Here is a 25,180-nt window from a genome sequence, read left to right as displayed (position 1 = left end):
AAAGGCAAGGGCCGTGGCGTCCACGGTCACCTCGTCGAAGTCCTCCCGCCCGGGCTACGGGCAACTGCTGCGCACCCGCGGCGCCTGGACGTTCCTGCTTCCCGGCTTCGCCGCACGCCAGCCGTTCGCGATGCTGACGATCTCCATCGTGCTGCTGGTGCAGCACACCACCGGCTCGTACGGCGCGGCCGGCGCCGCCGCGGCCGTCACCGGCGTCTCCATGGCGTTGTTCGCGCCCTGGACCGGGCGGCTGGCCGACCGTTTCGGGCAGCGCGCCGTGCTGCTCCCCGGCGTGCTGGTGCACGCCCTCGCGGGTCTCACCCTGACCGCGCTCGCGCTGGCGGACGCTCCCCTGTGGGCGCTGTTCGCGGCGGCCGTCCCCACGGGCGCCTCCGTCCCGCAGATCGGGCCCATGGTGCGCGCCCGCTGGGGCGTGAAGCTCCAGGGCTCGCCCCTGATGACCACCGCCGCCGCCTTCGAGTCCGTCACGGACGAACTGACCTTCGTCGTCGGCCCGCTGCTCGCCACTGCCCTGTGCACCACCGTCGACCCGGCGGCGGGCCTGGTGACCGAGGCCGCGCTCACCCTCGTCGGCGGTCTGCTGTTCGCCGCGCAGAAGAGCACGCAGCCGACGGTGGCGTCCGGCGGGCACGCGCGCGTGCAGCACGCCTCCGCGCTGCGTATCCCCGGGGTGCGGGTCCTGGCCGTGGCGTTCCTCGGCATCGGTTCCGTCTTCGGCGGCATGCAGGTGTCGCTGGCCGCGTTCACCGAGTCGATCGGCGAGCCCGGCCTGAACGGCGTCCTGTACGGAACCTTCGCAGCGGGCAACATGCTCTCCGGCATCGCGTGCGGGGCCATCGCGTGGAAGGCGGCCCCGCAGCGCCGCCTGATCGTCGGCTACGGCGCCCTCGCGCTGGCCGCCGCGGGGCTGTGGGCGGCCCACTCGGTGCTGCTGCTCGCCGGGCTCGGCCTGCTCGTCGGCATGTGCATCGCGCCCGCCCTGATCACCGGCTACACGCTGGTCGAGAACCTGGTCCCGGCCGGGGCCCGCACCGAGGCGTTCACGTGGCTCACCGGCGCGGTGGCGCTCGGTCAGGCGGGTGCCGTCACGGTCGCCGGGCAGCTGGAGGACCGCTTCTGGGGTGGCGCCGGGTTCCTGGTCCCGCTCGGCGGTACGGCGCTCGCGCTGGCGACCCTGGTCGCGCTCCGCTCGCGGCTGGACGTACGGGCCCGAAGCCGTACGGTCGCACGTGGCGTCGGTCACCGCGCGCCGGTCACAGTGGACTGATCCCGAGGAATACGTCACTATGGACCGTCGTTAGCACTCATTGAGTGAGAGTGCCAGGAGGAAGACAGTGCCGACCTACCAGTACCAGTGCACCGAGTGCGGCGAGGGCCTCGAGGCGGTGCAGAAGTTCACCGACGACGCCCTGACCGAGTGCCCCAGCTGCCAGGGACGCCTGAAGAAGGTGTTCTCCGCCGTCGGCATTGTCTTCAAGGGCTCCGGTTTCTACCGCAACGACAGCCGCGGCTCCTCGTCGAGCAGCTCGCCGGCGTCGAGCGGGTCGTCCTCGACGTCCTCCTCGTCCTCCACGTCCTCGTCCTCGGACTCGAAGACGTCGAGCGCGGGAAGCTCCTCCAGCACCACCGCCGCCTGAGGCCCACGCGCACTTTCGTGACCCCGCCTTCGTACCGACGGCGGGGTCGTCGGTCTTTCCGGCACCACCTCCTGCCGCCGCCGCGACGGCGGCTACTGTGCTGGTCATGGCGAACGCGGAGATCGGTGTAATCGGCGGCTCAGGCTTCTACTCGTTCCTCGACGACGTGACCGAGCTCCAGGTGGACACGCCGTACGGGGCCCCCAGCGACTCCGTCTTCCTCGGCGAGGTCGCAGGCCGGCGGGTCGCCTTCCTGCCCCGGCACGGACGCGGGCACCATCTCCCGCCGCACCGGATCAACTACCGGGCCAACCTGTGGGCGTTGCGGTCGGTCGGCGTGCGCCAGGTCCTCGGGCCCTGCGCGGTGGGTGGCCTGCGCCCCGAGTACGGACCGGGCACGCTCCTCGTCCCGGACCAGCTCGTCGACCGTACGAAGTCCCGGGTGTCGACGTACTTCGACGGGTTGCCGCTGCCCGACGGCACCGTGCCGAACGTGGTGCACGTGTCCCTGGCGGACCCCTACTGCCCCACGGGACGGTCGGCCGCGCTGAAGGCGGCACGCGGGCGGGACTGGGAGCCGGTGGACGGCGGGGCGCTCGTGGTGGTCGAGGGGCCGCGGTTCTCCACCCGCGCCGAGTCGCTGTGGCACCGCTCGCAGGGCTGGTCGGTGGTGGGCATGACCGGCCACCCCGAGGCGGCGCTCGCCCGTGAACTGGAACTCTGCTACTCCTCACTGACCCTGGTCACCGACCTCGACGCGGGCGCCGAGACCGGGGAGGGCGTCTCGCACGACGAGGTGCTGCGGGTGTTCGCGGCGAACGTGGACCGGCTGCGGGGGGTGCTGTTCGACGCGGTGGCGGCGCTGCCCGCGAACGAGGAGCGGGACTGTCTGTGTGCGAACGCGCTGGGCGGCATGGATCCGGGGTTCGTGCTGCCGTGACGCACGTTCCGGGCGCGAGGACGACGGAGCTTCACGTTCGGGTGAGGGACTTTTCCACAACTGGCCGGTAGCGCACGGGCCGCGGCGGGCGGCGGAGCGAAGCCTCATCGTGGGCGGAAAGCGCTCCGTCGTCACAGGTGGTGGTCCTCGTGTCCTTCGCTGATTCCTCCCAACCGTCCTCCGCGCCGTCCTCCGGCCCGCTCCCGCCCCGCCCGCTGGGGACGGACGCGCCGCCGACCTGCGAGGTGGCGCACTTCACTCCCGTCCGCGTGCGCGGCGGGCGGTACCGGCCGCGCGGGTTCGTACGTCGTCGGCGGCAGGCCCTGGCCGCCGGGCTCGTGCTCACCGCCGCCGCGCTCGTGGCCGTCGGCCCGCGGGCCCCGGCCGGCGCCGAGCAGGGTGACCGGGCCCGCGGGCACCCCGTTGCGGACCGGACGCCGGAGCGCCGGGCGGTGGAGCGGGTGTCCGCGCCCGTGCGGATCGCCGACGCGGCGACGGTGCGGCTGCTGCGCCCCGGCGACCGCGTCGACGTCGTCGCCGCCGGGGAGACGGCGGCGGGCGGCGCGGCCGAGGTCGTCGCACGCGGCGCACTCGTGACCGGGGTGCCCGAGCCGCTGGACGGCGAGACGGTGAGCGGGGCCCTGGTCGTGCTCTCGGTGCCGCGCGGCACCGCGGCACGGCTGGCGGGCGCGAGCGCCACGGCCCGGCTGGCGGTGACGCTGTGCTGAACGGCGCCTTGCGCCCGGTGCGCGAACTGCTGTCACGTCATGCCCCGGAGCCACCGGATTGGACACGGCCGCCCAGCCCTGCCGTAGGTTGCGGAACTGTTTGTTCCACAAGCTGCCCATGTGATGAGGAGAGGCCACGAGGTGAGCGAGCAGAAGGAACCGGGCGTCTGGCAGGGCTTCAAGGCCTTCCTGATGCGCGGGAACGTCGTCGATCTGGCGGTCGCGGTGGTCATCGGCACCGCTTTCACCAACATCGTCAACTCGGTGGTGAAGGGCGTCATCAACCCGCTGGTCGGAGCGATCGGCACCAAGAGCCTCGACAGCTACAGCTCCTGCCTCAAGGGACCGTGCCGGATCGCGGACGACGGAACGGTCTCCAGTGGGGTCATGATCCTTTGGGGCTCCGTCCTCGGGGCGACGCTGAGCTTCGTGACCACCGCGGCGGTGGTCTACTTCCTGATGGTGCTGCCGATGGCGAAGTACCTGGCCCGGCAGGAGGCCCGCAGGAAGGCCAGGGAGGGCACGCACGAGATCATCGAGGTGTCCGAGCTGGAGGTGCTCAAGGAGATCCGCGACACCCTCGTCGCGCAGGGCGGCCGGCCCGGCTCGGGCCGTACCGAGGGGTAGCGAAGGCGCTTCGCAGGGCTCTTCGGGCCCTGCGGTCGGCTCACAGGTGGTGGGGCGGCTTCTCGTCGAGGAAACGCCTCAGGTCGTCGGCCGCGTCGCCCCCGCCGCGCGGCCGGTCGCCCCACCCGCGATCCGTGTCGTCCGAGGACTGCTCGTCCAGCGGATCGCCGAAGTTCAGCGCCGCCTGGGGCGCCCGCGGCTCGGGGGCGGGGGAGGTACTCATGCCCCCAGGGTACGGGGCGGCTGCCGGCGGAGGCCGGGATGCCGGGACGGTCCTGACTCGCGGAGAATTTCCGGCCGACGTCTGCTGTGCTAGGAATCATGACGTCCAGTCCGACTCCGTCGCCTGCCGCGTCCGGCGCACCGCGCCCTCGGAGGCCGCTGCGGCGGCTCACCGCCCGCGGTCGCGACGAGGTACATCGCGTCGCCACGCCGCTGGAGCTCTTCTTCGACCTGTGTTTCGTGGTGGCGGTCGCGCAGGCCGGAATCGAGTTGGTGCACTCCGTCGCCGAGGGTCATGCCGGCGAGGGCATCCTGAGCTACGCGATGGTGTTCTTCGCCATCTGGTGGGCCTGGATGAACTTCACCTGGTTCGCCTCGGCGTACGACAACGACGACGCCCTCTACCGCGTGGTCACCCTGGTGCAGATCGCCGGTGTCCTCGTGCTCGCCGCCGGGATCTCGCGGGCCTTCGAGACACACGACTTCCTGCTGGTGCTGCTCGGCTACGTGGTGATGCGGCTCGCCATGGCCACGCAGTGGCTGCGGGCCGCCCGGTCCGCCGAGGGGGCGGAGCGCACCACGGCGCTGCGGTACGCGGGGGGCGTGCTGCTCTGCCAGATCGGCTGGTGCGGGCTCGTGCTCCTGCCGGAGCCCGCCCGCGCCTGGCTCTTCCTGGTGATGGTGATCCTGGAGCTGTGCGTGCCGCTCTACGCGGAGCAGAGCCGGCCCACCACATGGCATCCGCACCACATCGCCGAGCGGTACGGGCTGTTCACGATCATCGTGCTCGGCGAGAGCATCGCCGCGGCCACCATCGCCGTCAAGACGGGCGCGGACGAGAACGACGCCCTGGGCGAGCTGCTGCCGATCGCGGCCGGCGGCCTGCTCATCGTCTTCTCCGCCTGGTGGATCTACTTCGTGGCACCCGTCCACGGCCGCCTGCGATCAAACCGCCAGTCGTTCGTGTGGGGTTACGGCCACTACCTGATCTTCGCCGCGGCTGCGGCCATCGGCGCGGGCCTGGAGGTGGCGGTCGAGCAGGCGGTCGGCAAGGCGCACATCTCCACGCTGTCCGCGTCGGCCGCGGTGACCCTGCCGACGGCCCTGTATCTGCTCACGGTATGGGCTCTGCACTCGGGCCACTTCAAGGTGGGCATCGCCCAGCAGCTCGTGCTGCCGACGACCGCCCTGCTGGTGATCTGCTGCACCTTCCTGGGCGAGTGGGCGGTCTTCGCGACCGGTGTGGTGTCGGCACTGTCCGTGGCGGTCGGGGAGACGCTGACGACCCGCCGGGCCGCACGCTCGCGCGAGGCCCGGACAGGCACGCCGGCCGCCTGACTCCCTGGTTGCCCCGGCCTGGCGAGGCGGGCGCCGGGGAGGGTCCCGCCGGGGGCAGGAGACTGGTCGCCATGACAGTTGATGCTCTGACGGATGTGACCGGCCTGCGGGTGGGGCACGCGACGCGCACCGGCGACGGCTGGCTCACCGGCACCACGGTCGTCCTCGCACCCGAGGGCGGGGCGACCGCCGCGGTGGACGTGCGGGGCGGTGGCCCCGGCACCAAGGAGACCGACGCGCTCGATCCGCGCAACGTGGTGCAGAAGGCCGAGGCGGTCGTACTGACCGGCGGCAGCGCCTACGGGCTCGACTCGGCGTCCGGCGTGATGGCCTGGCTGGAGGAGCGGGGCCGGGGGGTGCGCGTGGGGCCGGACCCGGCGCACGTCGTGCCGGTGGTGCCCGCGGCGTGCGTCTTCGATCTGGGCCGGGGCGGCGACTTCCGGGCCAGGCCGGACGCCGCACTGGGCCGGGAGGCCGTCGAGGCGGCCGCGGCGAGTGGGATCGGCGCGCCGGTGCGGGAGGGCTGCGTCGGCGCCGGTACGGGTGCCGCGGTAGGGGTGATGAAGGGCGGGGTCGGCACCGCGAGCGTCGTCCTCGACTCGGGGATCACGGTGGCCGCGCTGGTGGTGGCCAACGCGGCGGGATCGGTCATGGACCCGGAGACGGGGGTTCTGTACGGGGAGTTGTTCCAGGGGCGGGTGCTCTATCCCCAGGCGCGGGTGCACGAGGAGGCACTGACACGGCTCGCCGAGAGCGCGGCGCGAAACGCGCCGCCACCGCTGAACACCACGCTCGCGGTCGTCGCCACGGACGCGGACCTGTCGAAGGCGCAGGCGCAGAAGCTGGCGGGGACGGCCCACGACGGCATCGCGCGGGCGGTGCGGCCGGTGCATCTGCTGCACGACGGTGACACGGTCTTCGCGCTGGCGACCGGCGTGCGCGGGCTCGACTCCGCGCAGCCGCTCGCGCTGAACGAGATCCTGGCGGCGGGCGCCGACATGGTGACCCGCGCCATCGTGCGGGCGGTGCGGGCGGCCGAACCGGTCGAGACGGAAGGCGGCGGCTGGCCCGCGTACTCGGAGCTGTACGGGGGGAGTTGAGGAGCTCGCGCCGCCCGGAGCAGGCGCGCGGCCCGCGTCGAGTCCGGCGATTGTCCCGGTTCTGTCACGTGATGACCCTTCCTTCAGACGGAGGGAACCCCACCGGTCACCGGTCCCCTCTCTCTCCACGGAACGGAGCGGATCACCCACATCACACAAACCTGGAGCAGCCCGTGACAACGCCGGACACAGCACAGCGGCGCACGCTGGTGGCCAGTGCCGCCCTGATGGTCGGCGCGCTCGCCCTCACCGCCTGCACGGGCAGCGCCAGGGCCGGTGACGACAGCAAGGACGGCGACGGTGGCGAGGCGAGGAACTCGGCAGCGCGCATCGTCATCTCGGCCGAGGACGGCTCCACCGGCGCGTCCATCAACACGACCGGCGTGAAGGTCAGCGACGGCAAGCTGACCGAGGTGACGATGACGGTGGCCGGCACGGACCAGGCCGTGCCGGGGACGATCTCGGCGGACGGAGGCAGCTGGAAGCCGAAGGAGCAGCTGGAGCGGGGCACGAAGTACGAGATAGCGGCGACCGCGAAGGACAGCGACGGCAGGAATGTCGCCGCGGACTCCACGTTCACCACCGTGACGGCGGCCGACAGCTTCATCGGGACGTACACGCCGGACAACGGGACGACCGTCGGGGTCGGGATGCCGGTCTCGTTCAGGTTCGACAAGGCGATCACCGACCGGAAGGCCGTGCAGTCGCGCATCACGGTCACATCCAGCAGCGGGCAGGAGGTGGCCGGGCACTGGTTCGGGGGGCAGCGGCTGGACTTCCGGCCCCAGGAGTACTGGAAGGCCGGCTCCAAGGTCACCATGAAGATCGACCTGGACGGGGTGGAGGGCGCGAACGGCGTCTACGGAGTGCAGAAGAAGACGGTCACCTTCACCGTCGGGCGCTCGCAGGTGTCCACGGTGGACGCCGCCACGCAGACCATGACGGTCGTGCGCGACGGAAGGACCGTGCGGACGATCCCGATCTCGGCGGGCAGCCCGGAGTTCACCACGTACAACGGGCAGATGGTGATCTCCGAGAAGCTGGCAGAGACGCGGATGGACAGCCGTACGGTCGACCTCGCCGACGCGTACGACATCCCGGACGTGCCGCACGCGATGCGGCTGACCACGTCCGGCACGTTCATCCACGGCAACTACTGGTACAAGCCGTCCGATCCGCCCTTCGGCCGCTTCGGCTCCAGCCACGGCTGTGTCGGGCTCCAGGACGTCCAGGGCGGGCAGGGGGACACTCCGGCCAAGTGGTTCTACGACAACTCCCTCCTCGGGGACGTCGTGGTGGTGAAGAACTCCGCCGACTCCACGGTGGCGCCGGACAACGGGCTCAACGGCTGGAACATGGCGTGGAGCGAGTGGACCGCAGGGAGTGCCGGCTGACCGGCGCGAGCACCGGATCCGCCGCCCGGCCAGGACGCCGGGAGCCGGGCGACGGCCGCCTCACCAGCGGTCTTTGACGGAACGTCGGATCGCGTGGGAACTTCTCGCGCGGACCGGCCGTTTTCCCGGCGTACGTTTTCTCGGTTCCCGGACATGATGTCCGACCGAGGGGCTACGGTATGCACCCACAAGGTGACATGCAGCAACGCCGGGAGAAGCCTTGAGCGTTCCGTACGAGACGGCAGCGTACGAACCACCCGACTCGCCCGAGTCTCCGGAGGAGCACCTCGCGCGACTGCTCGGACGCGCTCTGAACTCGTTCGAGCTGCCCGACGAGACGATAGGGCGGCTCGACAGCGCGCTGGCACACGACAGTTCGCTGCACTCCGCGCACCACAGCGCGGGCCTGCACCAGGAGACGTACCGGCACACCTGGCTGCTCGCCGACGGCTCGGCGCTCACCCTCTGGGAGCTCGTCCACAACACCACGCCGGGCGGCGCCCCGCAGCACGAGGTGTACGTCGACTCGGAGGAGTTGCGTGCCGCGGGCTCCCGGCTCCCGCTCCCGCCTCAGACTCCGGACTTCGAACTGCCGGTGCCGGTGGACCTCTCCTCGATCCCCACGCCGCGGCACGCATACGTGCCGGACGACTCGGCGGACCACGCACGCCGGCTGCTGCGCCGGGCGGAGAACCCGGACCGGCCCGGGAGGGAGACCGCCGCGCTGCTCGCCACGGCGTGCGCCCACCAGATCACGCAGGCCTTCGGACGGCCCTGCCGTGCGGGACGCGCCGGGCTCGGCTTCTCGCTCTACGAGCACGCGTTCCTGCTCGGCGACGGGCAGGAGGTCTCCCTGTGGGAGGTGGAGCACACCGCCACACCGGACGGCCGGCACATGTGCGAGGTGTACGCGACGGAGGAGGCGGCCCGGCAGGCGATGGAGCGCAGGGCCGCGCAGCTGTCCTGAGGGCGCTACGGACGCGGGGGCGCCGTCCGAGGTGGGCGCGGCGTCCGGGGCGGGGTGCCGTCCGGGGGCGGGGGTGCCGTCCGGGGCGGGGCGGGGTGCCGTCCGAACACCTGACGTGCTGGTCGCGTAGTCGCCCTGGTCGCGTAGTCGGGTCGCCACATGCGGCGGCACGGTCCGGGCCTGACCGGGTCCCGGGCCGTGCCTCCGTCTCCGTGTCCGCCGCGCGGCGGACGCGTCGGCGGTTACGCCGCCGCCACCGGCTGCTTCGCCTCCGCCGGCACCGTGACCGGCTCGGGTCCCGGCGTGCCGGGGGCCGGCTTGCGCAGGCCCTTGAGGAGGATGACCAGTCCGGCCGTGACCGCCGTACCGGCCGCGATGGCCAGCAGGTACAGCAGCGGCTTGCCGATCAGGAAGGTGACCCAGATGCCGCCGTGCGGGGCGCGCAGGGTCGAGCCGAACGACATGGTCAGGGCGCCGGTGACCGCGCCGCCCGCCATGGCTGAGGGGATGACGCGCAGCGGGTCGGCGGCCGCGAACGGGATCGCGCCCTCGGAGATGAAGGAGGCGCCGAGCACCCAGGCGGCCTTGCCGTTCTCGCGCTCGGCGCCGGTGAACAGCTTCTTGCGGACGGTGGTGGCCAGGGCCATGCCCAGCGGCGGCACCATTCCGGCGGCCATCACCGCGGCCATGATCTTCATCGCGGAGTCGCTGGGGGCCGCGACCGAGATACCGGCCGTCGCGAAGGTGTAGGCCACCTTGTTCACCGGGCCGCCGAGGTCGAAGCACATCATCAGGCCGAGGAGCACGCCGAGGAGGACGGCGTTGGCGCCGGACAGGCCGTTCAGCCAGTCGGTGAGGGCCTTCTGGGCCTCGGCGATGGGCTTGCCGATGACCACGAGCATCAGGAACCCGACGATCGCCGAGGAGAGCAGCGGGATCACCACCACGGGCATGATGCCGCGCAGGGGCGCGGGGATGCTGATGCGCTGGATGGCGAGGACCACCCCGCCGGCGATGAGACCGGCGACCAGACCGCCTAGGAAGCCCGCGCCGATGGTCACGGAGATCGCGCCGCCGACGAAGCCGGGGACGAGGCCGGGGCGGTCGGCCATGCCGTAGGCGATGTATCCGGCGAGGACCGGGACGAGGAAGCCGAAGGCCGCGGCGCCGATCTGGAAGAACAGCGCGCCCCAGCTGTCGGCCTGGCCCCAGTCGAAGTGGTCGATGACGGACTTGGCCTCGTTGATCTGGTAGCCGCCGATCGCGAAGCCCAGGGCGATGAGCAGACCGCCCGCGGCGACGAACGGGACCATGTAGCTCACGCCGGACATCAGCCACTTGCGGAGCCTGGTGCCGTAGCCCTCGCCGGGCTCACCGGCGCGCTCGACAGGCGTTCCGCCGGTGCGGGCGGCCGCGGTGACCTCGCCGCGCTCCGCCTTGCCACGCACCTCCGTGATCAGTTCGGCGGCACGGTTGATGCCGGCCTTGACGCCGACGTCGACGGTGGGTTTCCCGGCGAACCGGTCCTTCTCCCGTACGGGCAGGTCGTGGGCGAAGATCACGCCGTCCGCCGCCGCGATGACCTCCGGGTCGAGCCGGGTGAAGCCGGCCGAGCCCTGTGTCTCGACGACGACCTCGACCCCGGCCTCCCGGCCCGCGTTCTCCAGCGACTCGGCCGCCATGTAGGTGTGGGCGATGCCGGTGGGGCAGGAGGTGACGGCAACGACACGGAAGGGGCGCCGGCGCCCGCCTTCGCGGTCGGAGTCGCCGTCACGTGCGCGGTCGGGGTCGCCGGCTGGGTCGGCGGGGCCGTCGTAGTGGGCTGCGGGGTCCGCGGCCTCACTCGCGGCGGCGGGGTCACCCGTGGCGGCGCCGGGAGAGGCCGCTCCCGGCGCCGCCACGGAGTCTGCGGGGCCGGCCTCGGATGCCGTGCCGGCTGCCGCGGCCGGCCCTCGCGCACCGGCGGTGGCGGCCGCCGGCGTCTCGTCCCCGCGGATGAGCGCCGCCGCTGCCGCGGGGTCCCCCACCTCGCGCAGGGCGTCGGTGAACTCGGCGTTCATCAGCTGCCGGGCCAGCGAGGACAGGATCGTGAGATGGGCGTCGTCGGCGCCGGCGGGCGCGGCGATCAGGAAGATCAGGTCGGCGGGGCCGTCCGCGGCACCGAAGTCGATCCCGGCCGCGCTGCGACCGAAGGCCAGCGTCGGCTCGGTGACGTGCTCGCTGCGGCAGTGCGGGATCCCTATGCCCCCGTCGAGACCGGTCGGCATCTGCGCCTCGCGGGCTGCCACGTCGGCGAGGAAACCGTCCAGGTCGGTCACCCGGCCCAGGGCCACCATGCGCTCGGCGAGGGCGCGTGCCGCCGCTTCCTTGGTGTCGGCGGACAGGTCGAGGTCGACCAGGTCCGCGGTGATCATGTCGCTCATCGCGGGCTCCTTCGCACGCGTATCGCCCGAGGGTGTGGTGGGCGGGGGCGGGAGTGGGGGTGGGGATGGGAGTGGGAGTGGCGGGAATCGGGGCAGGCGGTCGGCAGGGAGGGGACCGGCCGCGCACCGGACGATGCCGGGGACGCCGTGCGGCACGTCGTACGCACGCTCATGACACCGGCTCCTTCAGCTCGCGGTCGACCGGTACGTCGGCGGTGACCGTCACCGCCGTCGGGTCCAGGTCGCCCGGCGCGGGCATCACGCTGCCGGGCAGCTGAACGGCTGCCGCGCCGTGCGCGACGGCGGAGGCGAGGGCATCCGGACCGCTGCCCCCGGCGATCAGAAAGCCGGCGAGCGAGGCGTCTCCGGCGCCCACGTTGGAGCGCACGGCCTCCACACGCGCGGTGCCGAACCAGACACCCGCGTCGTCCACCAGAAGCTGCCCGTCGGCACCCAGGCTCGCCAGCACGGCACGCGCGCCCCGCTCGCGCAACTCCTCGGCCGCCTTCACCGCGTCGCCCACCGTCGCCAGGGGCCGTCCGACGGCCTCCGAAAGTTCCTCGGCGTTCGGCTTCACCACGTCGGGCCGCTCCCGGAGCGCCTCCTGCAGCGCACGCCCCGAGGTGTCCAGGGCGATCCGGGCGCCCCCGGCGTGTGCCCGGGCGACCAGCTCGGCGTACCAGGAAGGCGCGAGCCCGCGGGGCAGGCTGCCGCAGCAGGCGATCCAGCCGGCGCCCCGCGACCACGCGCGCACCGTGTCGAAGAGCAGCTCCCGCTCCTGCGCCGACAGCTCCGGACCCGGCGCGTTGATCTTCGTGAGGACGCCGTCCGCCTCCGCGAGCGCGATGTTCGAACGGGTCGCGCCCGCGACCGGGACCGGCGCGACCTCGATGCCCTGAGCGTCGAGCAGCTCGGCGACCAGTGCCCCCGGTGCCCCGCCCAGCGGCAGGACCGCGACCGTGCGGCGTCCGGAGGCCGCGACGGCGCGCGAGACGTTCACGCCCTTGCCGCCGGGATCCATGCGCTCGCCGGTGGCGCGGACGACCTCGCCGCGCTCCAGGGCGGGAACCTCGTAGGTGCGGTCGAGGGACGGGTTGGGGGTGACGGTGAGGATCATGCGCGCACCACTTCCGTGCCGCCGCTCTCGATGGCGGCGGCGTCGTCGGGGCTCAGCTCGTCGTCGGTGACCAGCAGGTCGACGTCAGCCAGGTCGCCGAAGCGGGCGAAGTGCTCCTGGCCGTGCTTGGAGGAGTCGGCGAGCAGCACCACGCGGCGGGCGGCCGCGAGGGCCGCGCGCTTGACCGCGGCTTCGGCGAGGTCGGGGGTGGTCAGGCCGTGTTCGGCGGAGAAGCCGTTGGCCGCCACGAACAGGGCGTCGGCCCGGATCTCGCTGTACGCGCGCAGTGCCCAGGCGTCCACGGCGGCGCGGGTCCGGTGCCGCACCCGTCCGCCGACGAGGTGGAGCTGGATGCCCGGGTGGTCCGCGAGGCGGGCCGCGATCGGCAGGCTGTGGGTGACGACGGTGAGCGAGGCCTCCAGCGGGATGGCTGCGGCCAGCCGGGCCACCGTCGTACCGGCGTCGAGGATCACCGTCCCCTCGTTGGGCAGTTCGGCGAGGGCCGCCTTGGCGATGCGGTCCTTCTCGTCGGCGGCCGTGGACTCGCGCTCGGCGAGGTCCGGCTCGAAGTCCAGGCGGCCCGCCGGGATGGCTCCGCCGTGCACCCGGCGGACGAGGCCGGCGCGGTCGAGTGCCTTCAGGTCGCGACGGATCGTCTCGGCGGTGACCTGGAACTCCTCGGCCAGCGACAGGACGTCCACCCGGCCGGCGTCACGGGCGAGCCGGAGGATCTCCTGCTGCCGCTCCGGTGCGTACATGCCCGTTCGCCTCCGCCTGTGCCCGAACGTGTGGTTTCACGAGGAACGGTACGCCCGGAATTCCGGGAAGTAAACAGGCTCGGACTTCAATCGGGCATGAACGGACGTCCGTGGTCGCGGGGATCCACGAAGTTGAGATGCGCGGGCGCACGGCCAGGGCCCGGCACCGAGGTGCCGGGCCCTGCCCCGAATGCAGCCGCCGCAGTGCGCGCAGCCGCCACCGTGCTCGCCGCCGTCTCAGTGCACCAGCTCCGGCTGCTTCTCCACCGCCGCGACCGGCTCCTGCCCAGCACCCTCCGCGTGCTGGGCGGGCCGCCTCGGCAGCGCGAACATCAGCAGGAAGATCACCAGCATCACGGCGGCGACCCAGCCCACGGCGTTCTGGAAGCCGTCCACGAACGCCGGCCCCGGCTGCCCGGTCTCCGCCACCCGGTCGTCGACCACGCCGAAGAAGACCACGGACACGAGGCCCAGCCCCAGCGCGTTGCCCATCTGCTGCACCGTACTGATCAGCCCGGACGCCGAGCCGGCGTGCTCTCGTGGCACCTCGGACAGGATCGCGTCCGTCACCGGGGCGACGATCAGGCCCATGCCCGCACCCATCACGACCAGCGGCAGAGCCATCTGCCAGGAGGCGATACCGAGGCCGTACCGCTCGGACTCCCAGATGTACAGGCCCAGCCCGGCCGCCATCACCAGGGCGCCCGCCTGGAGGACGCCTCGCCCGAAGCGCGGCACCAACTGCTGCACCGACAGTCCGGCCGCCACGGCCACGGCGATCGAGAACGGCACCCCGGTCAGCCCGGCCCGCAGCGCGCTCCAGCCGAGCCCGATCTGCATGTACAGCGTCCAGACCAGGAAGAAGACCCCGAGCGCGATCCCGAAGACTGCCTGCACGGCGATACCCGCGGCGAAGCTCTTGACCCGGAACAGCGACAGCTCGATCAGCGGGGAGCCGTCCCGCGCCGCCTTGCGCCGCTCGTACGCCACCAGCGCCCCGAACACAGCCAGCGAGCCGCCCATCGAGACGTATCCCCACAGCGGCCAGCCCAGCTCACGGCCTCGGGTGAGCGGGTAGAGCAGCATGAGCAGGCCCAGCGTGACCAGGACGACGCCGACAAGGTCCAGCTTCAGCGCGTACGGCGCCCTGGACTCGGTGATGAAGCGGCGGCCCAGGGTCAGGCCCGCGATGCCGACCGGGAGGTTGATCAGGAAGATCGGGCGCCATTCGAGGCCGAAGAGGTTCCACTCGGTCAGCAGGGCGCCGAGCAGCGGGCCGGAGACCGCGCCGAGCCCGACGACCGCGCCGAACAGGCCGAAGACCTTGCCGCGCTCGTGCGCCGGGAAGGTCGCGTGCACGATCGCCAGGACCTGCGGCACCATGAGCGCCGCCATCGCGCCCTGCAGGATGCGGGAGGCGACCAGCATCTCCGGGTTCGCGGCCAGTCCACACAGCGCGGACGCGAGGGTGAAGCCGCCGATACCGATGAGGAAGACCCGTTTGCGGCCGTGGATGTCGCCGAGGCGGCCGCCGGTGATCAGGCCCGCGGCGAAGGCGAGCGCGTAGCCGGCGGTGATCCACTGGATCTGGCTGAAGGTGGCGCCCTCGTCGCGCTGGATCGACGGGATCGCGATGTTCACGATGGTCACGTCGACGAGGTCCATGAAGGCGGCGGTCATCACGATCGCGAGCGCGAACCAGCGACGGCGATCCGGTATCGGAGCCATGGACGTGGCTGATGTGGCGGACGTGGCGGACGTGGCAGACGATGCGGGCTGGTCGGACGGCGCGGACGGGCCGGACGACACGGAAGGGTCGGAGAGGCCGGAAGGGCCGGAGAGGCCGGAAGGGCCGGACGGCACGGCAGGCCGGGGCGGAGGGGTCTCGGTGGAGGTCATGACCGCAAACTAGGTCCGCAATAGGTCAGATCGTGTCCTACTTCTGCGGCATGCTCGGACTCATGACGACGGACACCCCGGCTCGGCTCCTTCAGTTGCTCTCCCTCCTCCAGACGCCCCGCGAATGGCCCGGCGGGGAGCTCGCCGACCGGCTCGGCGTCTCCCGGCGCACGGTGCGGCGGGACGTGGACCGGCTGCGGGAGCTGGGCTATCCCGTGCAGGCGTCCAAGGGCGCGGACGGCGGCTACCGGCTCGTCGCGGGCAAGGCCATGCCGCCCCTCGTCCTCGACGACGAGGAGGCGGTCGCGATCGCGGTGGGCCTGCGGGCCGGGGCGGGGCACGCGCTGGAAGGCGTGGACGAGGCGTCCGTGAGGGCGCTGGCCAAGCTGGAACAGGTGCTGCCGAGCCGGCTACGGCACCGGGTGGCGACGCTGCAAACCGCGACCACCGCTCTGACCAGCGGCGACGGGGCGTCGATCGCACCGGAGACACTGACTGTCATGGCGTCGACGGTGGCCGGCCACGAGCGGCTGCGGTTCGCGTACCGCACCGGGGACGGCAGCGAGTCGCGGCGCCTGACCGAGCCGTACCGGCTGGTGTCCACCGGGCGCCGCTGGTACCTCGTCGCCTACGACCTCGGCCGCGAAGACTGGCGCACGTTCCGCGTCGACAGGGTGAGCGAGCCGTTCGCGACCGGCGCGCGGTTCACCCCACGGGAGCTGCCGACGGGGAGTGCGGCGGAGTACCTGCGGCAGTCGATCCGGCGTCAGCAGGAGACGTACGAGGTCGAGGTCACGTTCGAGGCACCCGCCGACGTCGTGGCGCCCCGCCTGCGGGGGTGGCTGGGGGCGCCCGAGCCGCTCGGCGAGGCCAGGTGCGGGCTGCGGGGCAGCACGGCCGACCCGCTGGAGTGGGTGGCGGTGCGGCTGGCGATGCTGGGATGCGAGTTCACGGTGCGTGAGCCGGGAGCCCTCGTGGCGTACGTGCGGGAACTGGGGGGCCGGCTCAGCCGGGCGGCGGGGTGAGGCGGGGAGTAGGGCAGCTCACGCCCCTTCAGTCCCGCCCTTCGGCCCCGCCCCGGCCCTCTCCCCACCGAAAGTCCCGCAACGCCCCCAGATTCCGGAGCGCCAGCTCCGCCGGTCCCTCCGGTCCCGTCGGCGGAGCGGATCCGGCAGCCCAGGCCTCCACGGCGACCCGCACCGCCGCGCTCGCGACGGCCGCCGTGAAGCGCAGCTCCGGCGTGACGCTTCCGGCAACGTTGTCGTCACCCTGAGTGATCACCGATGTCCTCCCCACCAGCGCCGCCACCAGCGTGTCCTCCGAGGCCCGGCACACCTCCGCCCAGACCCTTCGCAGCGCCGGGCTCGCGTCGGCCATGCGGATCAGCGTCCGCACCCACTCCCACGACGCCGCCGAGACCCCCGCCCCCGGCGTCAGCGTGTGCCGTACCGCGTGTTCGAGAGCCTGCGGGACGGACAGTCCGGCGGGAGCCGCGCCGACCGCCTCCACCCAGCGCCGCCCTCCGGCCGCGTAGAGGGGGGCGACGGCCTCCTCCTTGGAGGCGAAATAGCGGTAGAACGTGCGCGGCGCGATGCCCGCCGCCTGGGCGATGTCCTCGGCGCGGGTGGCCCGCAGCCCTTGCCGAACGAAGAGGCCCGCCGCCGCGCGGGCGATCTCCATCCGGGTCTCCGCCTTGCGGCGCTCCGTCAGGGAGGCGGACGGCGACGAGGACCGGGGGTGCTCTGCTGGGGTGGTGCTGCTCACGTCGGCAGGCTATGCCCATGTGGCACAATCTGCCATTCCGGCGGGCCACCCCGGTGTTCAGGTACGGGGTGCCCCGCCGCCCTGACATGCCCACCGACGGGCCCAGCTATGCGCGCCGCCATCGACCACGGCGTACACGCCACAAACAAGCGGAAGCACGCCCACCACAGGCAGGAGCCGGGCCCCGGCGCCCGGGGGAAGGCGCCGAAGCCCGGCTCGGGGCAGTCCCGGCGCCGGGGGGAGTGCGTCGGGACGTGGCTTGCGGTGTGTCGTGCGGCAGGTGCTGGTCACGGGCGGTGCCGTGGGTGGGACCGTGGGGGCCGCCGGTGCCCGGGGGTGTCTCCCTCGGGCCCGAACTCCCGTGCCCTGAAGTCTTGTTCCCGGGACGGGCCTTTTGAAGCGGCGTTACACAGCCATGTTCGCGCGGGCCTTCGCCCCCCGGCGTACGCCCCCGGAACGATCTCCGTGCGGCACCTGGGGCGAGCCTCATGCCGCGGCGTCGAAGCCGGTCTGACGTGCCAGCTTCTTCAGCTCCAGCAGGGCGTGCTTCTCGATCTGGCGGATGCGCTCACGCGTCAGGCCGTGCTCCTTGCCGACCTCGGTCAGGGTCCGCTCCCGGCCGTCCTCGATGCCGTACCGCATCTTGATGATGGAGGCCGTGCGCTGGTCGAGACGGCCGATCAGGTCGTCCAGCTCCTCGCTGCGCAGCAGGGTCATCACGGACTGCTCGGGGCTGACCGCCGAAGTGTCCTCCAGCAGGTCGCCGAACTGCGTCTCGCCCTCGTCGTCCACCGACATGTTCAGCGAGACGGGGTCGCGCGCCCAGTCCAGGACGTCGGTGACACGCTCCGGCGTCGAACCGAGCTCGGTGGCGATCTCCGCGGGCTCCGGGTCACGCCCGTGCTCGCGGTTGAACTCGCGCTGCACGCGCCGGATCCGGCCCAGCTCCTCGACCAGGTGGACGGGCAGCCGGATGGTGCGCGACTGGTCGGCTATGGAGCGCGTGATCGCCTGGCGGATCCACCAGGTGGCGTACGTCGAGAACTTGAAGCCCTTGCGGTAGTCGAACTTCTCGACCGCGCGCACCAGGCCGGCGTTGCCCTCCTGGATCAGGTCCAGCAGCGGCAGGCCACTGCGCGGGTAGCGCCGGGCGACCGCTACGACCAGGCGGAGGTTGGAGCGGATGAAGACATCCTTGGCCCGCTCGCCCGCGGCGACCAGGGCCTCCAGCTCCTCACGGGTGGCGTCCGCCTTCGACTCCTCGTACCCGTCGAGGACCTGCCGCGCGAACACACCCGCTTCGATGGTCTGGGACAGCTCGACCTCCTTGGCGGCGTCGAGCAGCGGTGTGCGCGCGATCTCGTCCAGATACATGCCGACCAGATCGCGGTCCGCGATCTCGCCGCCATGGGCGCGAACACTGCTGGCCGCGTCGACGGTCTCGCCGGCGGCGGACGTACGACGGGCGACGGCACGGGTTGCCATGCGTGCTCCCTTGCGATGTGAGGTCAGCGGGTGGTCCTTAGGACGCTCAGCACCCTGTCCGGTCACTGCTCGGGTGCCCTGCATCCGATGGAAACAACGACTGGAATCCGGACAGAATTCCCAACCCACCCCTCGATTTTTCTGATCATGCAGTACCCTGTCCGGCCACACGAGGAGGCCCGATGCCGACGGGGCACACAGAGGTGCAGGTCAGACCGGGAGTCGAGGGTGATCTCGCGGCCCTCACCGACCTCTACAACCACTATGTAGGTGAGACGCCCATCACATTCGACACGGCCGTCTTCACTCCGGAGGAGCGCCGCCCTTGGCTGCTCTCCCATCCGGTAGACGGGCCGCACCGCCTGATGGTTGCCACGGACGCGCACTCCCAGGAAATCCTGGGGTACGCCACATCCGGCCCGTACCGCGCCAAGCCCGCGTACTCCACCTCCGTGGAGGTCACGGTCTACGTCGCGCCGCACGCCGGCCGCCGCGGCATCGGCACACTTCTGTACCGGGCCCTGTTCGACGCCCTGTCCGGCGAAGACCTGCACCGCGCCTACGCCGGCATCGCCCAGCCGAACGAGGCGTCCACCCGGCTGCACGAGCGCTTCGGCTTCCGCTACGTCGGCACGTACCGCGAGGTCGGCCGCAAGTTCGGCCGCTACTGGGACGTGGCCTGGTACGAGAAGGCCCTGTGACGGACGCGCAAGCCCTCCAGCCGTACGGAGAGCTTGCGGTTCAGGCCAGTACCTCGAAAACGCCGCCTCAATCCCCGCAGCTCATCCGAACTGCACCGACCTCTTCGCCAGCCCCATCCAGAACCCGTCGATCACGGACTTCTGTTCCCTCAGCTCTCCCGTCGCGTCCGCCGCGCCCATGGTCACGAAGAGTGGTGCGAAGTGTTCGGTGCGCGGATGGGCGAGCCGTCCGGCCGGGGACGTGTGGGTGAAGTCGAGCAGCGCGTCCACGTCTGCGGACGCCAGCGCCTGCCGGCCCCAGTCGTCGAACTCGGCCGACCAGCCGGGCACTCCCCCGCCGGGGTGCCGCAGCGCGGCGAGGTTGTGCGTGAAGAAGCCGGAGCCGACGATGAGCACCCCTTCGTCGCGCAGCGGGGCCAGCCGGCGGCCGATCTCCATCAGCCGCACCGGGTCGAGAGTCGGCATGGAGACCTGGAGGACGGGGATGTCGGCCTCGGGATACATCTCGGCCAGCGGGACGTACGCGCCATGGTCCAGGCCCCGGTCCGGCACGTCCTGCACCGGCGTGCCGGGCGCGCGCAGCAACTTGCGTACGGACTCGGCGAGCTCGGGGGCGCCGGGAGCCTCGTACCGGACCTGGTAGTAGTGCTCGGGGAAGCCCCAGAAGTCGTATTCGAGGGGGACGGTCCGGGTGGCACCGAGGGCCAGCGGGGCCTCCTCCCAGTGGGCGGAGACGATGAGGACCGCGCGCGGGCGGGGCAGCCCGGTGGACCAGGCGGCGAGCTCACCGGGCCAGATCGGGTCGTCGGCCAGCGGTGGGGCGCCGTGACTGAGGTACAGGGCAGGCATGCGCTCCTGAGCGGCGGCGAACATGACGGCGGCTCCCTCCGGCTGACCTGACGACCGGCCAACGAACGCCCGAAGAGCTGACGAGCTCCCGAGTGCTTTAACTCTCAATCTTTATGCGGGATCTTACGCTGCATTTGTTTAAGTTTCAAGAAGAGCCTCGTAGAGTGACTCCCATGAAGCCGGCACCCGCACCCGCACCCGCATCCACACCCGCGTCCGCGCCCGTCGACGAACCGAACTGGCTCACCGACGAGGAACAGTGCGTCTGGCGTTCGTACCTCGAGGCGGCCACGCTGCTGGAGGACCATCTCGACCGCCAGCTGCAGCGTGACGCGGGCATGCCGCACGTCTACTACGGCCTGCTCGTCAAGCTCGCCGAGTCCCCGCGCCGCCGGCTGCGGATGACCGAGCTGGCGATGCACGCGAAGATCACCCGCTCCCGCCTCTCGCACGCCGTCGCCCGCCTGGAGAAGAACGGCTGGGTACGCCGCGAGGACTGCCCTTCCGACAAGCGGGGCCAGTTCGCTGTCCTGACCGAGCAGGGCCTGGAGGTGCTGAAGCGCTCGGCACCGGGCCATGTGGCGGCGGTCCGGCAGGCACTGTTCGAGCGGCTCACCCCGGAACAGCAGAAGTCCCTCGGCGAGATCATGCGGATCGTCGCCGAGGGACTTCAGCCCAGCGAGGCCGGGGCGGATCTGCCCTGGCTTCGCTGAGGTCGTACTCATCGCCCGAAGAAAGTACGCCCGGAGGGGTACGTCGGGGCGAGGCCCGTCAGGGGGTCAGTGCGCGACCACCGGAACCGGCACCTCGTCCTCGGCACCCTTGCCCGCTCCGGTCACCGCGCTCATGTCCGGGCGGCCGGCGTTGACGAGGGTCAGGGCGATCGCCGCGGCGACCACCAGGATGCCGACGGCGAACCAGATGGCACTGGTGTAGCCCTGCACCTGGCCCTCCAGCTGGACGAGCTGCTGCTGCGAGCGGGAGGTCGCCGACCCGATGTGGTCGGCGATGTACGAGGTGGTCGCCGAGGCGGCGATGGTGTTCAGCAGGGCCGTGCCGATCGCGCCGCCCACCTGCTGCGAGGTGTTGACCATCGCGGAGGCGACACCGGCGTCGCGCGGCTCGACGCCCTGCGTGGACAGGGACATCGCGGGCATGAACGCCGTACCCATGCCGAGGCCGAGCAGCAGCATCGCCGGCAGCAGCAGGGCGGCGTACGAGGAACCGATCTCCAGCTGGGTCAGCAGCAGCATGCCCACCGCGGCGACCAGGAAGCCGGGGCCCATCAGCAGGCGCGGGGCGACCCGCGTCATCAGACGTGTGCCGATCTGGGTGGAGCCGGTGATCATGCCCACGATCATCGGGAGGAACGCGAAGCCCGTCTTGACCGGCGAGTAGCCCTTCACGACCTGGAGGTAGTAGGTCAGGAAGAGGAAGAGGCCGAACATCGCGATGATCGCGAGGCCGAGCGAGAGGTAGACGCCACCGCGGTTGCGCTCGGTGATCACGCGCAGCGGCAGCAGCGGGGCCTTCACCCGCGACTCGACGAACACGAAGGTGGCGAGCAGGACGGCCGACGCGACGAACATCGTGATGGTCACGGAGTCGCTCCAGCCCTCGGACTCGGCGCGGGTGAAGCCGTAGACCAGCGCGACCAGGCCGAGGGTGGACAGAACGACGCCGGGAATGTCGAGCGGGGAGCGGTTGCGGCCGCCCTCGGGCTCACGGATGACGAACCAGGCACCGGCCGCGGCGACCACCGCGAACGGGATGTTGACGTAGAACGTCCACCGCCAGTCCAGGTACTCGGTGAGGAACCCGCCGAGGATCAGGCCGACGGCGCCGCCACCACCGGCGATGGCTCCGTAGATGCCGAAGGCCTTGGCGCGCTCCTTGGCGTCGGTGAACATCACGGCGAGCAGCGAGAGCGCGGCGGGAGCCAGCAGGGCGCCGAAGACGCCCTGGAGGGCGCGGGCGCCGAACATCATCGCCTCGTTGGTGGCGGCACCGCCCAGCGCGGAGGCCAGGGCGAAGCCGGCCAGCCCGACCACGAAGGCGCGCTTGCGGCCCCACAGGTCGGCTATCCGGCCGCCGAACAGCAGCAGACCGCCGAAGGCGAGGGCGTAGGCCGTGACGACCCACTGCCGGTTGCCGTCGGAGATGCCGAGGTCCTGCTGAGCGGAGGGCAGGGCGATGTTCACGATGGTGGCGTCGAGGACGACCATCAGCTGGGCGAGCGCGATGAAGACGAGCGCTTTCCAGCGGTTGGCGTCGGGGACGCCGGGAGCCTTGACGGCTGTTTCAGACATGGGTGTACCCACTTCGGGACTTCGGGACGGAAAAGGGGCGGGAAGGAAGACGGAAGAACGAAAGAAGAAGGGCGAGAGAAGGAGGGCGAGAGAAGAAGGGCGAGAGAAGGGAGAGAGAAGAAGGCGAACGAACGACCGGAGCCACGAGCTACGGCACGACCGGAGCCACCAGCTGACGGAACGCCCGGAGCCACCAGCCACCAGCTACCAGCTACCAGCTACCAGCTACCAGCTATGAGCCACCGGCTATGAGCCACCGGCTACGGAACAGAACGGAAGTAAACGGAAGGGGTCGGCTGTCAGGCCTGGCGCAGGTCCTCCAAGGTCACGGCCGTGCCCGGCAGGTCCGAGCGCGCCGGTGCGCGCAGACCGTCCAGGAACATCTGCAGATGCCGGTGCACGAAGCGGTCCACGCTGAGGCACGCGGCGCCGGCCGGAGGCCGGCTGAGCTGGGCGACGACGACCATCAGATCGCCGACCCCCACGTCGGTGCGGAGCTGCCCGGCCGCCTTGGCACGCGCCATCACCTCGCCGACGAGTTGCTCGACACGGCCGCGCGCGGCCAGCAGGTCGGGGTGGTGCTCGTCGAAGGTGCTGGCGATCATGGGGCACAGCGCGCTGACCCGCTCGTCGGCGGAGGCGTGCACGAAGCGCTCCAGGGCGGCGAAGGCGTCGCCGGTCTCGGCGAGTGCCAGCTCGGCGGCCTGGGCCGTACGGTCCATGACCGAGCAGACGACCTCGCGGACCAGGGCGTCGCGGTCCGGGAAGTTGCGGTACACCGTGGCGTTGCCGACGCCGGCCCGGCGGGCGATCTCGTCGAGCGGCACGTCGGGGCCGTGCTCGACGAACATCTCGCGGGCGGCGGTGACGATCCGCTCCCGGTTGCGCAGTGCGTCGGCGCGCGGCCGGGTCGCCTTGCGTCGCTCGGGGGTGGCGGTCTGCACGGCGTACTCCTCGATGAGTGGCTGACTAGGGGTGAGGGTGGTCGGGGTGAGGCCGGTCGGTGGCGCGATCCGGGGAGTGATCCCCCGTTTCGCTCGGACGTGAGGTTAAACGGGGAAACGATCCCCGGTTATTTCCCACCCGCCGAAAGAAGTCTTGTGACCCGCGTCACATAGCCCCATCGGTGCGATCACACCCCGCCTGACCTGCGCTTACTCACCGCAAACCCACGATCGGTCGGCTCCAGCGCGCGCCCGCGGCACACCCGGCACAGGGTGAATCGCAAGGGTGCAGCCGGAGACGGGTGGCTGCCTGGAGCGAAAGGTCCATGCATGCAGCCCTCCCGCCGTCGGATACGCCCGCGCCGCGCGGCCGCGCTCGGCGCCGTGACCGCAGTGACCCTGGCGGTGAGCACCTCGGCCGGCACAGGCCACCACACGGTGGGCTCGGCGACGGCGGGTGCGCGGCCGATCACCGACCTCGTCCGTTCCTCCACCCACGGGCCCTGCATGATCAGAGGCAAGGCCGACGTGCAGATGTCGGAGGGCATACCGACCCCGGGCGGCTACTCCCGCTCCACCGGCACCGTCCACGCGCTCACGGTGATGGTCGACTTCACGGACGCCCCCGGCAAGGGCGACGCACTGGACCGGTTCGACGAGTTCTTCCCCCAGACCCAGGAATGGTTTCGCACCAGCTCCTACGGCCGCCTGGACTACCGCCCGGAGACACCGATAGCCGACTGGCTGCGGATGCCGAAGTCCTTCCAGGAGTACGGCATAGAACGCGGCGCCCCCTTCGACCCCGGCTACCGGCAGCTGGTGCGGGACATAGTGGCCGCGGCCGACCCCAAGGTCGACTTCCGCGAGTACGACCTGCTGAACGTGCTGGTGACCCCGAACGCGGGCCCTTCGGCGCTGGACACGGTCCTGTCGGTGACCTTCGCCGGCAACGACGAGGCGCCCACGGCGGACGGGGTGCCCGTCGCCAACGCCTCGTTCGTCTACTCCCGCCAGGACGACGGCTCCGGCACCTACGCCGACACCGGCTACCGCGTCCTGCCCCACGAGAACGGCCATGTCTTCGGCCTCCCCGACCTCTACACCCAGGAAGGCGGGGGCGCGGTCGGGCACTGGGACATCATGAGCGAGGACTGGGGCGCCAACAACGACCTTCTCGGCTGGCACAAGTGGAAGCTGGGCTGGCTGGACGCGGCCCAGGTGCACTGCCTGTCCTCCCCCGGCACCACCGAACACACGCTGACCCCCCTGGCCCTCACGGGCGGAGCCAAGCTGATCTTCATACCCATCGACCGCCGCACCGGGTACGCCGTCGAGCTGCGCACCCGCGGCGGCAACGACGAGACCGTCTGCCGGCCGGGCCTGCTGATCTACAAGGTCGACGCGGAGGTGGACACCGGTCATGGCCCGGTGCGGGTGTACGACTCCCGCCGCGACAGCGGCGGCTGCACCCGCAGCCCGAACGTCCACGCGGAACTGTCGGACGCCACCTTCACCCCCGGGGAGACCTTCGAGGACCGGGAGCGGGGCATACGGATCGTGGTCGCGGGAGCGGACATGGAGGGGAACCACACTGTGCGGGTGACACGACGGTAGGGCGACGGCAGCGGGCAGGCCGGCTGCGGGGGCGTGACCTGACGCGAGGCGAACCCGGTTGCGGAGCGAGACCTGACGCGAGGCAAACCCGGCTGCGGGGCGAGACCTGACGCGAGGCAAACCCGGCTGCGGGCCGGGCCGCACGCGAGGCAAGCCGGAAAGCCGGAAAGCCGGAAAGCCGGGAAGCCGGGAAGCCGGGAAGCCGGGAAGCCGGGAAGCTGGGAAGCTGGGCAGGACCGCGCGCGGGGCGAGGGGGGACGCGAGGCGGGGCCGGACACGGGGCGGGAAACCGCAGTTACCGTAGGCCTGCCGCGATCGCCGCATCGGAGACGCGATCGCCGTA

Annotated in this window: 23 protein-coding genes; 13 read left to right on the top strand and 10 right to left on the bottom strand. The window is 71.9% G+C overall.

What is annotated here, in order from left to right; translation table 11 throughout:
• Positions 1 to 13: 13 nt before the first annotated feature.
• From ACIHCM_RS34175 to ACIHCM_RS34155, 5 genes are all read left to right on the top strand, one after another.
• Positions 14 to 1,288, top strand: a complete 1,275-nt coding sequence (locus tag ACIHCM_RS34175) for an MFS transporter (protein ID WP_399904784.1) — start codon at positions 14 to 16, stop codon at positions 1,286 to 1,288.
• 67 nt (positions 1,289 to 1,355) lie between these two features.
• Positions 1,356 to 1,658: an FmdB family zinc ribbon protein gene (locus ACIHCM_RS34170; protein ID WP_399904781.1), complete on the top strand. Its 303-nt coding sequence runs from the start codon at positions 1,356 to 1,358 to the stop codon at positions 1,656 to 1,658.
• Positions 1,659 to 1,764: 106 nt separating this feature from the next.
• Entirely contained in the window at positions 1,765 to 2,598 is an 834-nt protein-coding gene (locus ACIHCM_RS34165) for an S-methyl-5'-thioadenosine phosphorylase (RefSeq protein ID WP_399904778.1), read from the top strand.
• A gap of 149 nt (positions 2,599 to 2,747) precedes the next feature.
• A complete protein-coding gene (locus tag ACIHCM_RS34160) occupies positions 2,748 to 3,326 on the top strand; it encodes a hypothetical protein (protein WP_399904775.1) in 579 nt (192 codons plus the stop codon).
• A 141-nt stretch (positions 3,327 to 3,467) separates the two neighbouring features.
• Positions 3,468 to 3,953 carry an MscL family protein gene (locus ACIHCM_RS34155; protein WP_399904773.1) on the top strand — a complete coding sequence of 162 codons (486 nt, stop codon included), beginning with the start codon at positions 3,468 to 3,470 and terminating at the stop codon, positions 3,951 to 3,953.
• 40 nt (positions 3,954 to 3,993) lie between these two features.
• Here the strand turns inward: ACIHCM_RS34155 and ACIHCM_RS34150 are convergent, their stop codons facing one another.
• Positions 3,994 to 4,176 carry a hypothetical protein gene (locus ACIHCM_RS34150; protein ID WP_399904770.1) on the bottom strand — a complete coding sequence of 61 codons (183 nt, stop codon included), beginning with the start codon at positions 4,174 to 4,176 and terminating at the stop codon, positions 3,994 to 3,996.
• A gap of 98 nt (positions 4,177 to 4,274) precedes the next feature.
• Here ACIHCM_RS34150 and ACIHCM_RS34145 point away from each other — a divergent pair, with 98 nt between their 5' ends.
• From ACIHCM_RS34145 to ACIHCM_RS34130, 4 genes are all read left to right on the top strand, one after another.
• Entirely contained in the window at positions 4,275 to 5,513 is a 1,239-nt protein-coding gene (locus tag ACIHCM_RS34145; protein ID WP_399904767.1) for a low temperature requirement protein A, read from the top strand.
• Between the two features lie 71 nt (positions 5,514 to 5,584).
• A complete protein-coding gene (locus ACIHCM_RS34140) occupies positions 5,585 to 6,613 on the top strand; it encodes a P1 family peptidase (RefSeq protein WP_399904765.1) in 1,029 nt (342 codons plus the stop codon).
• A 173-nt stretch (positions 6,614 to 6,786) separates the two neighbouring features.
• On the top strand, positions 6,787 to 8,007 hold the full coding sequence (locus ACIHCM_RS34135) for an Ig-like domain-containing protein (RefSeq protein WP_399904762.1): 1,221 nt from the start codon (positions 6,787 to 6,789) through the stop codon (positions 8,005 to 8,007).
• A 220-nt stretch (positions 8,008 to 8,227) separates the two neighbouring features.
• On the top strand, positions 8,228 to 8,974 hold the full coding sequence (locus ACIHCM_RS34130) for a DUF6227 family protein (protein WP_399904759.1): 747 nt from the start codon (positions 8,228 to 8,230) through the stop codon (positions 8,972 to 8,974).
• Between the two features lie 242 nt (positions 8,975 to 9,216).
• On the opposite strand, the gene ACIHCM_RS34125 is transcribed toward ACIHCM_RS34130, so the two are convergent.
• The 4 genes from ACIHCM_RS34125 to ACIHCM_RS34110 all read right to left on the bottom strand — a co-directional run bounded on the left by ACIHCM_RS34125 (position 9,217) and on the right by ACIHCM_RS34110 (position 15,000).
• Complete coding sequence (locus ACIHCM_RS34125) at positions 9,217 to 11,397, bottom strand: fructose-specific PTS transporter subunit EIIC (protein ID WP_399904756.1); 2,181 nt, start codon at positions 11,395 to 11,397, stop codon at positions 9,217 to 9,219.
• A gap of 169 nt (positions 11,398 to 11,566) precedes the next feature.
• Entirely contained in the window at positions 11,567 to 12,514 is a 948-nt protein-coding gene (pfkB, locus tag ACIHCM_RS34120; protein ID WP_399904753.1) for a 1-phosphofructokinase, read from the bottom strand.
• Positions 12,511 to 13,272: a DeoR/GlpR family DNA-binding transcription regulator gene (locus ACIHCM_RS34115; protein ID WP_399904750.1), complete on the bottom strand. Its 762-nt coding sequence runs from the start codon at positions 13,270 to 13,272 to the stop codon at positions 12,511 to 12,513. The genes pfkB and ACIHCM_RS34115 overlap by 4 nt, the downstream gene beginning before the upstream one ends.
• Before the next feature lie 237 nt (positions 13,273 to 13,509).
• Positions 13,510 to 15,000 carry an MFS transporter gene (locus tag ACIHCM_RS34110; RefSeq protein ID WP_399904747.1) on the bottom strand — a complete coding sequence of 497 codons (1,491 nt, stop codon included), beginning with the start codon at positions 14,998 to 15,000 and terminating at the stop codon, positions 13,510 to 13,512.
• A 233-nt stretch (positions 15,001 to 15,233) separates the two neighbouring features.
• Between ACIHCM_RS34110 and ACIHCM_RS34105 the strand changes: the two genes are divergently transcribed.
• Positions 15,234 to 16,196 carry a helix-turn-helix transcriptional regulator gene (locus ACIHCM_RS34105; protein ID WP_399904745.1) on the top strand — a complete coding sequence of 321 codons (963 nt, stop codon included), beginning with the start codon at positions 15,234 to 15,236 and terminating at the stop codon, positions 16,194 to 16,196.
• Between the two features lie 28 nt (positions 16,197 to 16,224).
• On the opposite strand, the gene ACIHCM_RS34100 is transcribed toward ACIHCM_RS34105, so the two are convergent.
• On the bottom strand, positions 16,225 to 16,851 hold the full coding sequence (locus ACIHCM_RS34100; RefSeq protein WP_399904904.1) for a TetR/AcrR family transcriptional regulator: 627 nt from the start codon (positions 16,849 to 16,851) through the stop codon (positions 16,225 to 16,227).
• A 570-nt stretch (positions 16,852 to 17,421) separates the two neighbouring features.
• On the bottom strand, positions 17,422 to 18,420 hold the full coding sequence (locus ACIHCM_RS34095) for an RNA polymerase sigma factor RpoD/SigA (RefSeq protein WP_399904742.1): 999 nt from the start codon (positions 18,418 to 18,420) through the stop codon (positions 17,422 to 17,424).
• A 182-nt stretch (positions 18,421 to 18,602) separates the two neighbouring features.
• Here ACIHCM_RS34095 and ACIHCM_RS34090 point away from each other — a divergent pair, with 182 nt between their 5' ends.
• On the top strand, positions 18,603 to 19,121 hold the full coding sequence (locus tag ACIHCM_RS34090; protein WP_399904738.1) for a GNAT family N-acetyltransferase: 519 nt from the start codon (positions 18,603 to 18,605) through the stop codon (positions 19,119 to 19,121).
• Between the two features lie 81 nt (positions 19,122 to 19,202).
• Here the strand turns inward: ACIHCM_RS34090 and ACIHCM_RS34085 are convergent, their stop codons facing one another.
• Positions 19,203 to 19,994, bottom strand: a complete 792-nt coding sequence (locus tag ACIHCM_RS34085; RefSeq protein WP_399904735.1) for a dioxygenase — start codon at positions 19,992 to 19,994, stop codon at positions 19,203 to 19,205.
• Positions 19,995 to 20,143: 149 nt separating this feature from the next.
• Here ACIHCM_RS34085 and ACIHCM_RS34080 point away from each other — a divergent pair, with 149 nt between their 5' ends.
• Entirely contained in the window at positions 20,144 to 20,683 is a 540-nt protein-coding gene (locus ACIHCM_RS34080; RefSeq protein ID WP_399904731.1) for a MarR family winged helix-turn-helix transcriptional regulator, read from the top strand.
• A 66-nt stretch (positions 20,684 to 20,749) separates the two neighbouring features.
• Here the strand turns inward: ACIHCM_RS34080 and ACIHCM_RS34075 are convergent, their stop codons facing one another.
• Both ACIHCM_RS34075 and ACIHCM_RS34070 read right to left on the bottom strand, forming a co-directional pair.
• A complete protein-coding gene (locus ACIHCM_RS34075; protein WP_399904728.1) occupies positions 20,750 to 22,279 on the bottom strand; it encodes an MFS transporter in 1,530 nt (509 codons plus the stop codon).
• Between the two features lie 299 nt (positions 22,280 to 22,578).
• The gene (locus tag ACIHCM_RS34070) at positions 22,579 to 23,223 is read right to left on the bottom strand and encodes a TetR/AcrR family transcriptional regulator (RefSeq protein ID WP_399904725.1); all 645 of its coding nucleotides are present in this window, start codon (positions 23,221 to 23,223) and stop codon (positions 22,579 to 22,581) included.
• A gap of 330 nt (positions 23,224 to 23,553) precedes the next feature.
• Between ACIHCM_RS34070 and ACIHCM_RS34065 the strand changes: the two genes are divergently transcribed.
• Positions 23,554 to 24,837, top strand: a complete 1,284-nt coding sequence (locus tag ACIHCM_RS34065; RefSeq protein WP_399904722.1) for a M6 family metalloprotease domain-containing protein — start codon at positions 23,554 to 23,556, stop codon at positions 24,835 to 24,837.
• Positions 24,838 to 25,180 lie beyond the last annotated feature (343 nt).

This window comes from Streptomyces sp. NPDC052023 (assembly GCF_044548465.1).
Taxonomy (GTDB): domain Bacteria; phylum Actinomycetota; class Actinomycetes; order Streptomycetales; family Streptomycetaceae; genus Streptomyces.
This window is presented reverse-complemented; position numbering and strand designations above follow the sequence as displayed.